Source organism: Pseudomonas sp. NPDC089530, from assembly GCF_050280705.1.
Classification (GTDB): Bacteria; Pseudomonadota; Gammaproteobacteria; order Pseudomonadales; family Pseudomonadaceae; genus Aquipseudomonas.
Genome location: NZ_JBNNVU010000142.1, coordinates 1 through 8,813, shown reverse-complemented (window position 1 = coordinate 8,813; position 8,813 = coordinate 1). Strand labels below are relative to the sequence as shown.

The 8,813-nt window shown below is 63.8% G+C and carries 7 protein-coding genes and 2 pseudogenes; all 9 read left to right on the top strand.

The window, feature by feature from the left end:
- Positions 1–140: 140 nt before the first annotated feature.
- Positions 141–656, top strand: a pseudogene (locus tag ACQKQA_RS28690) (methyl-accepting chemotaxis protein); the annotation flags it as partial.
- Positions 657–857: 201 nt separating this feature from the next.
- Positions 858–2,642: a protein-disulfide reductase DsbD gene (locus tag ACQKQA_RS28685; protein WP_427564580.1), complete on the top strand. Its 1,785-nt coding sequence runs from the start codon at positions 858–860 to the stop codon at positions 2,640–2,642.
- Between the two features lie 144 nt (positions 2,643–2,786).
- Entirely contained in the window at positions 2,787–3,242 is a 456-nt protein-coding gene (aroQ, locus tag ACQKQA_RS28680; RefSeq protein WP_007921644.1) for a type II 3-dehydroquinate dehydratase, read from the top strand.
- Between the two features lie 24 nt (positions 3,243–3,266).
- Positions 3,267–3,731, top strand: coding sequence for an acetyl-CoA carboxylase biotin carboxyl carrier protein (gene accB, locus ACQKQA_RS28675; RefSeq protein WP_427564579.1), 465 nt, complete (start codon positions 3,267–3,269; stop codon positions 3,729–3,731).
- A 17-nt stretch (positions 3,732–3,748) separates the two neighbouring features.
- On the top strand, positions 3,749–5,104 hold the full coding sequence (accC, locus tag ACQKQA_RS28670) for an acetyl-CoA carboxylase biotin carboxylase subunit (RefSeq protein WP_427564578.1): 1,356 nt from the start codon (positions 3,749–3,751) through the stop codon (positions 5,102–5,104).
- Between the two features lie 170 nt (positions 5,105–5,274).
- Complete coding sequence (gene prmA / locus ACQKQA_RS28665; protein ID WP_427564577.1) at positions 5,275–6,153, top strand: 50S ribosomal protein L11 methyltransferase; 879 nt, start codon at positions 5,275–5,277, stop codon at positions 6,151–6,153.
- 30 nt (positions 6,154–6,183) lie between these two features.
- Positions 6,184–7,419 carry a DUF3426 domain-containing protein gene (locus tag ACQKQA_RS28660; protein ID WP_427564576.1) on the top strand — a complete coding sequence of 412 codons (1,236 nt, stop codon included), beginning with the start codon at positions 6,184–6,186 and terminating at the stop codon, positions 7,417–7,419.
- 196 nt (positions 7,420–7,615) lie between these two features.
- Positions 7,616–8,629 carry a tRNA dihydrouridine synthase DusB gene (gene dusB / locus ACQKQA_RS28655; RefSeq protein ID WP_427564575.1) on the top strand — a complete coding sequence of 338 codons (1,014 nt, stop codon included), beginning with the start codon at positions 7,616–7,618 and terminating at the stop codon, positions 8,627–8,629.
- 2 nt (positions 8,630–8,631) lie between these two features.
- Positions 8,632–8,733: pseudogene (locus tag ACQKQA_RS28650) on the top strand (DNA-binding transcriptional regulator Fis); the annotation flags it as partial.
- Positions 8,734–8,813: the final 80 nt, after the last annotated feature.

Below are 8,813 nucleotides of genomic sequence, written 5' to 3'. Positions count from 1 at the left end.
TGGTCTTGAAAACGTCGTGTTTATCCAGCCAGTACACGGTCATCGTTAACGACCATCGCGAGCAATCGAGGCATGCCCTGGTCGGCGAGGTACAGGGCAATGCGCAGATGATCGAGCAGTTGGCCGAAGAGTCGGCGACCATCGGCGGCGTGCTCACGGTGATCCGCTCCATTGCCGACCAGACCAACCTGCTGGCGCTGAACGCCGCCATCGAAGCCGCGCGGGCCGGGGAAATGGGCCGCGGTTTTGCCGTGGTCGCCGAGGAAGTCCGCTCCCTGGCGCAACGCACCGCCGGCGCCACCGCGCAAATCCAGACCCTGATCGCCGGCCTGCAGAGCGCCGCCCGGCAATCGGTGGAGGGCATGCGCGCCCAGGTCGAGCATGCAGAGGCCACCGCCAGCCAGGCCCAGGCCGCCGATGGGGCGCTGGATGAAATCGTCGGGGCGATCCAGACCATTTCCGACACCGCCGTGCGCATCGCCGATGTCACCGCCCAGCAAAGCGGCGCCGTCAGCGAAATCCGCGACCACAGCGAGCGCATCCATCAGTTGGGCGGGGATAACCTGCAACGCATCGGCGAAGGCCGCGAACAAGGCGAGAACCTGCTGGCCCTGGGCGGGCAGTTGCATACCGCGGTGCAGGCGTTCCGCGTCTAGCGTGTAGCCGCTGCCGAGCTTGCGAGGCTGCGATCGGGCGCGCAGCGGCCGCAAAACCTGCCTATGCGCTCTTTCAGGCAAACCGCATAGACCGGTTTAGCGAGGACTACGTCCTCGATCGCAGCCTCGCAAGCTCGGCAGCGGCTACAGGAATGCGCGCTCTCCGCTATCATGCGCACACCTTCGATTCGTGAGATTGCCATGCGTCGCCTGCTTTGCCTGATGCTGTTTATCCTTGCCCTGCCTGCGGCCGCCGCCGGGCTGCTGGACAGTCGCCCCAGCCCGACCCTGGGCTCGATCAACAACAGCGCCGACTTCCTGCCGGTACGCGAAGCGTTCCAGTTGAGCCTGGTGCAGAGCACCCCACAATCGATCAAGCTGCGCTTCGTCGCCACCGAGGGTTACTACCTCTACCGCCACCGCTTCCAGTTCCGTACCGAGCCGACCGGCATCGCCCTGGGCGCCGCGCAACTGCCCCAGGGCGAACAGAAACACGACGAGTTCTTCGGCGACGTCGAGGTCTACCACGGCATCGTCGATGTCGAGCTGCCGCGCAACGACGCGGAGCAACGGGCCTTCACCCTGGCCGTGACCTACCAGGGCTGCGCCGATAAAGGCCTGTGTTACCCACCGGAAACCGAGCGTTTGTCGATCGACGGCGCAGCCCCCGCGCCGAATGCCGCCGACGCCACCGGCAATCCTCAACAGAGTGGCTGGAGCTGGCGCGAACTGGCGCTGTTCTTCCTCGCCGGCATCGGCCTGACGTTCACCCCCTGCGTGCTGCCGATGCTGCCGATTCTTTCCGGCGTGGTCCTCAAGGGGCAGGTCGGCGGCTGGCGCGGCTTCAACCTGTCCCTGGCCTATGTGCTGCCGATGGCCGCCTGTTTCGCCCTGCTCGGCGCCCTGATGGGCCTGTTCGGCGCCCAGCTCAACCTGCAGGCGCGCCTGCAATCGGCCTGGGTGCTGGTGCCCTTTGCGCTGTTCTTCGCCCTGTTCGCCCTGGCGATGTTCGATGTCTTCGAGCTGAAGCTGCCACGCTTCATCAGCCAGCGCCTGGAAAGCATCGCCGGGCGCACCGAAGGCGGCTCGCTGTGGGGCGCGGCGATGCTCGGGGTGGTGTCCAGCCTGCTGGTATCGCCCTGCGTGTCGGCGCCGCTGGCGGGAGCCCTGCTTTATATCAGCGCCAGCGGCGATGCCCTGGGCGGCGCGCTGAAACTGTTCGCCCTCGGCCTGGGCATGGGCGCGCCGCTGTTGCTGGTGGCCACCGGCGGCGCGGCCTGGCTGCCGAAGAGCGGGCCCTGGCTAGTCTATGTGAAGAACGCCATCGGCGTGCTGTTGCTCGGCCTGGCGATCGGCCTGCTGAGCCGGGTCCTGCCGGGCCAGGTCAGCCTGCTGCTGATTGGCGCGCTGGCGGCCGGTGTCGGCCTGTTCCTCGGCGCCCTGGAGTTTATCTACAAGGCACCCCGCGCCCGCCTGGCGCAGCTGCTCGGCCTGTTCCTGCTGTTTTATGCCCTGGCCTGCTGGTATGGCGCCTTCAGCGGCCAGACCGATCCATTCAGCCCCCTCGCCCGTCCCCCTGTCGCGAGTATCGCCAAAAGCCCCGAGAAAACCGCTACTGGCCAATGGCAGACCATCACCACCCCGGGCCAACTCGATCAGGCCCTGGCCGATGCCCGCCGCGCGGGCGTGCCATTGCTCCTCGACTGGTACGCCGACTGGTGCATCAGTTGCAAAGTCATCGAACGCGAGGTGCTCAACGACAGCCAGGTCGTCGAACGCCTGCAGGATTATCGCCTGATCCGCTTCGATATCACCGCCAGCGACCGCGAACAGCGCGCCCTGCTGGATCGCTACCAACTGTTCGGCCCGCCGGCGCTGATGTTCTTCGGCAAAGACGGCGTCGAACGTGCCGATGTCCGGGTTGTCGGCGAAATCAGCGCTGCGGACTTCGCCGAGCGCATTGCCGCGGCAAATGACCGGATTTAGTCAGTTGGTCACATATTTTAGGTAAACATCGGTCATCATGCTGCCTATTGCAGAGAACTGGACAGTCACAAAGGCTTTGCGGCATAGTCGCCGGGTTCTGATAACGGCACACTCTAATCACTGCGCGATAACAAGGAACGGCAGATGGCGACGCTACTGGTTCTTCACGGACCCAACCTCAACCTGCTCGGCACCCGCGAACCGGGCGTCTACGGCGCAGTGACCCTGGCCGAGATCAACCAGGACCTGGAGCGTCGAGCCCGCGAGGCCGGCCACCATTTGCTCTACCTGCAAAGCAATGCCGAGTACGAATTGATCGACCGTATCCACGCCGCCCGCGATGAAGGCGTGGACTTCATTCTGATCAATCCAGCAGCTTTTACGCATACAAGTGTCGCATTACGTGACGCGCTGCTGGCGGTGAGCATCCCATTCATCGAAGTGCATTTGTCCAACGTGCACAAACGCGAACCTTTCCGCCATCACTCCTACTTTTCCGACGTTGCGGTGGGAGTGATCTGCGGCCTTGGCGCCAGCGGTTACCGACTGGCCCTGGAGGCCGCGCTAGAGCAGCTTGAACAACAAGCTAAACGCCCCTGACCGACCCCTGGGAGTTGATGATTCATGGATATCCGTAAAGTCAAGAAACTGATCGAACTGCTGGAAGAGTCCGGCATTGACGAGCTGGAGATCAAGGAAGGCGAAGAGTCCGTACGCATCAGCCGTCACAGCAAGACTCCAGCCCAGCAGTACTACGCACCAGCACCAATGGCTGCCCCGGTTGCCGCACCTGCTGCCGCTGCTCCGGCCGCCGCTGCCGCTCCAGCAGCAGCGCCTGCTGCTCCAGCGCTGAACGGCACCGTTGCCCGTTCGCCGATGGTCGGCACCTTCTACCGCAAATCCTCGCCAACCTCGCCAGCCTTCGTTGAAGTCGGCCAGAGCGTGAAGAAAGGCGACACCCTGTGCATCGTCGAAGCCATGAAGATGATGAACCACATCGAAGCCGAAACCAGCGGTGTGATCGAATCCATCCTCGTCGAAGACGGCCAGCCGGTTGAGTACGACCAACCGCTGTTCACCATCGTTTGAACCGCGGAGAGCCAACGATGTCTGCGAAGTTGGAAAAAGTTCTGATCGCCAACCGCGGTGAAATCGCCCTGCGGATCCTGCGTGCCTGCAAAGAGATGGGTATCAAGACCGTCGCCGTTTACTCCAAGGCCGACAAGGAACTGATGCACCTGGGTCTGGCAGACGAATCCGTCTGCATCGGCCCGGCCTCCGCCGCGCACTCCTACCTGCACATTCCGGCGATCATCGCGGCCGCCGAAGTGACTGGCGCCACCGCCATCCACCCAGGCTACGGCTTCCTCGCGGAAAACGCCGACTTCGCCGAACAGGTCGAGAACTCCGGTTTCGCCTTCATCGGCCCGAAAGCCGAGACCATTCGCCTGATGGGCGACAAGGTATCGGCCAAGCACGCCATGATCGCCGCCGGCGTACCTACGGTTCCCGGTTCCGACGGCCCGCTGCCGGAAGACGAGGAAACCGCGCTGCGCATCGGCCGTGAAGTCGGCTACCCGGTGATCATCAAGGCCGCTGGCGGCGGCGGTGGTCGCGGCATGCGCGTGGTGCACAAGGAAGAAGACCTGATCGCCTCGGCCAAGCTGACCCGCTCCGAAGCGGGCGCGGCGTTCGGCAACCCGATGGTCTACCTGGAGAAGTTCCTGACCAACCCACGTCACGTGGAAGTCCAGGTGCTGTCCGACGGCCAGGGTAACGCGATCCACCTGGGCGACCGCGACTGCTCCCTGCAGCGTCGTCACCAGAAGGTGCTGGAAGAAGCACCGGCTCCGGGCATCGACGAAACCGCTCGCCAGGAAGTCTTCGCCCGCTGCGTCAAGGCGTGCATCGATATCGGCTACCGCGGTGCCGGTACCTTCGAGTTCCTGTACGAGAACGGCCGTTTCTACTTCATCGAGATGAATACTCGCGTGCAGGTAGAGCACCCGGTATCGGAAATGGTCACTGGCGTCGACATCGTCAAGGAGATGCTGAGCATCGCCGCTGGCAACAAGCTGTCGATCTCCCAGAAGGACGTGGTCATCCGTGGCCATGCCCTGGAATGCCGGATCAACGCCGAAGACCCGAAAACCTTCATGCCAAGCCCAGGCACGGTCAAGCATTTCCATGCTCCGGGCGGCAACGGCGTGCGCGTCGACTCGCACCTGTACAGCGGTTACGCGGTTCCACCGAACTACGACTCGTTGATCGGCAAGCTGATCACTTACGGGGCCACCCGTGAGGAAGCCATGGCGCGCATGCGCAATGCGCTGGACGAAATCGTGGTCGACGGGATCAAGACCAACATCCCGCTGCACCGCGACCTGACCCGCGACGAAGGCTTCTGCAAAGGGGGCGTGAACATTCACTACCTCGAGCACAAGCTGTCTGGCCAGCACTAAGCTGCAACCGGAACCCGACAAGGCCGCTTTCGAGCGGCCTTGTCGTTTCTGCAGAATACCCCGGCAGCTTTGCCGCGCCGGGCTGTCGTCTTCTGCGCCCTGCTCGCGTAAACTTGCGCGCTTCTTGCGGCCCGCTAGGCTGCACATTACATATTTCAAAGGTGCCCGCCATGCCTTGGCTGCAAGTCCGTCTCGCCATCAGCCCAGAACAAGCCGAAACCTACGAAGACGCTTTTCTCGAAGTCGGCGCCGTTTCGGTGACCTTCATGGACGCCGAGGATCAGCCGATCTTCGAACCGGAACTCAACACCACCCCGCTGTGGAATCACACTCACCTGCTGGCCCTGTTCGAAGGTGGCACCGAGGCCGCCAGCGTGCTGGCCCACCTCGAATTGCTGACCGGCAGCCCGCTGCCCGAACATCACAGCGAAGTGATCGAAGACCAGGACTGGGAACGCAGCTGGATGGACAACTTCCAGCCGATGCGCTTCGGCCGGCGCCTGTGGATCGTCCCGAGCTGGCACGCCGCCCCCGAGCCGGACGCAGTCAACCTGCTGCTCGATCCGGGCCTGGCCTTCGGCACCGGCACTCACCCGACCACCGCCTTGTGCCTGGAGTGGCTCGACGGCCAGGACCTCAAAGACTGCAACGTGCTGGACTTCGGTTGCGGCTCCGGCATCCTGGCGATCGCCGCCCTGCTGCTGGGCGCCAAGCAGGCGGTGGGTACCGATATCGACGTGCAGGCCCTGGAAGCCTCCCGCGACAACGCCGGGCGCAACAACATCGCCGAAGCACTGTTCCCGCTCTATCTGCCGGAAGACCTGCCGCAGGTCCAGGCCGATGTGCTGGTCGCCAATATTCTCGCCGGCCCGCTGGTGTCCCTGGCGCCGCAACTGTCCACGCTGGTCAAGAGCGGCGGACGCCTGGCGCTGTCGGGCATCCTCGCCGAACAGGGCGAAGAAGTGGCGGCCGCCTATGCCCGGGACTTCGAGCTGGATCCGATTGCCAATCTCGATGGCTGGGTACGCATCACCGGCCGTCGGCGCTAGAATGGCCGCCTGTATGAACCGGATCGCCGCATGACCGACAGTTTCGTCACCCAGTGTCCGCATTGCCAGACCAGCTTCCGCGTCAGCCACGCTCAATTGAGCGTGGCCCGTGGCGTGGTGCGCTGCGGTTCATGCCTGCAAGTGTTCAACGCCGCCCGCCAATTGCTTGAGCAACGCGCGGGCAAGACTGCGCCCGCAACGCCTCCCGCACCGGCGGCCGAGCGACCGTCGACACCGCCGCCGCAGCGGGCCATCAGCCAGAAGCAGTGGAGCGCTACCGAGCTCGATCTGGACAACCTCGACCTGGACGAGGAACTGGCCAAGCTCGAACAGCGGGAAATCCAGCCGGCCAAGACCTTTGGCCAGGAACGCGCGCCCCGGGAAGACAGCCTCAGCGCCCGCCGCGACCAGCCCGACGCCGAAGAGGAACACTGGCCCGACAGCCTGTTCAGCCAGCCGCCGGGGGCCAGCGACGAGCTCGACGAACATCCCGAGCCGCCGCAGCCTTCAGCCAACGCCGGCAGGCCCGAACGCACCGAACCGTCGCTGTCCTTCAACCTGGATGACCTGGACGACGAGCCCAAGGCGCCTTCCCTGCACCTGGACGACGACCTGGAACCCATGCATTCGCCCCTGACGGCCGACACTCACGCCGAGATCGAGCCGCCCGCGAGCCCGGCGCCGCGCAACAAGCGCAGCCGCGCCGAGCCCGAGACACCAGAGGCCGCGCTGCTGGACCTGGAAGACGATCCGATCCACCTGGACTGGCAGAAACGCCGCTCCCCCTGGGGGCGTCGCCTGCTCTGGAGCCTGTTGATCCTGCTGGCCACCGCCGGCCTGGCGGGCCAGTACATTGCCTATCACTTCGATGAACTGGCACGCCAGGACCAGTACCGCCCCTGGTTCCAGCAACTGTGCCCGGAAATCGGCTGCACGGTGCCCTCGAAGGTCGATATCGGCCGCATCAAGAGCAGCAACCTGGTGGTGCGCAGCCATCCGGACTTCAGTGGCGCCCTGGTGGTGGACGCGATCATCTACAACCGCGCGCCGTTCTCCCAGCCCTTCCCGCTGCTGGAACTGCGTTTCGCCGACCTCAATGGTCACCTGATCGCCAGTCGTCGCTTCAAACCCGGCGAGTACGTCAAGGGCGAACTCGAAGGCGTGGCGGAAATGCCGCCGCAGACACCGATCCATATCGCGCTGGATATCCTCGACCCAGGCCCCAAGGCGGTCAATTACAGCCTGAGCTTCCATTCCCCCGAGTGAAACGCACCATCCGACCAGAGGCTACGCTGGATTGACGGTGGTTTTCCGGCGGCTGCCCGCCGGGCCGAACCCTTGGCAATAACCGGACAGCTGTTCAGATTTTATCCAATTCAGCCTTTATCCGGTCATCGAGAGCGGGTATCATGCCAACCCTTTTTCGAACTCTCATGATCCGGCCCCACAACAGGGAAGTCCTATGTCGGCGGTACGCATCGGCCCATATACATTGCACAACGGCTTGATTCTCGCCCCGATGGCGGGTGTCACCGACCAGCCCTTTCGTCAGCTTTGCAAGCGGTTGGGTGCAGGCCTTGTAGTCTCGGAAATGGTCACCAGCGACATGAGTTTGTGGAACAGTCGCAAATCGCGCCTGCGCATGATCCACGAAGGCGATCCCGAGCCGCGCTCGGTACAGATCGCCGGTGGCGATGCGCAGATGCTGGCGGATGCCGCCCGCGCCAACGTCGAGTTGGGCGCACAGATTATTGATATCAACATGGGTTGTCCGGCGAAGAAGGTCTGCAACAAGGCCGCCGGCTCCGCGTTACTGAAAGATGAAGCGTTGGTGAACGAGATCCTGCACGCCGTGGTGGCTGCAGTCGATGTGCCGGTCACCCTGAAGATCCGGACCGGTTGGGACCGGGAGAACAAGAACGGCCTGACGGTGGCGAAGATCGCCGAACAGGCTGGTATCACGGCATTGGCGGTCCATGGTCGGACCCGGGCCGATCTGTACACCGGTGAAGCCGAGTACGACACCATTGCCGCGATCAAGCAGGCGGTGTCGATCCCGGTCTTCGCCAACGGCGATATCGACTCGCCCGCCAAGGCCCGCCACGTCCTCGACGCGACCGGTGCCGACGGGCTGTTGATCGGCCGGGCCGCCCAGGGGCGGCCATGGATTTTTCGTGAAATCGAGCATTTCCTGCGTACCGGACAAACCCTGCCGGCACCGGAGCTGTTCGAGGTGGAACGTATTCTGCTTGAGCATCTGGCCGCGCTGCATGCCTTCTATGGGGATGTCATGGGCGTACGCATTGCTCGCAAGCATGTGGGCTGGTATCTCGCAACCCTGCCGGGCGCCAGGGAGTTTCGCGCCCACTTCAATCGTTTGGAAGATACGGAAGCACAGTGCGCCAACGTTCGTGAGTTCTTTACCGAGCGTTACAAGAGCCTGGTAACAGGGGACGGAGAGGGGGTGGCCGCGTGACGATGATGACCGAGACTTTAGTGAGTGGAACAGCACCCGTGAGCGACAACGTGAATTTGAAACAGCACCTCAATACACCGAGCGAAGAAGGCCAGACCCTTCGCGGGAGGGCGGTATTGCAGCAGCCACAGCTGACGGCCGTCCCAGGCCCATTCGATATCCCCGGGCTCAGGGCAAAGTTGGC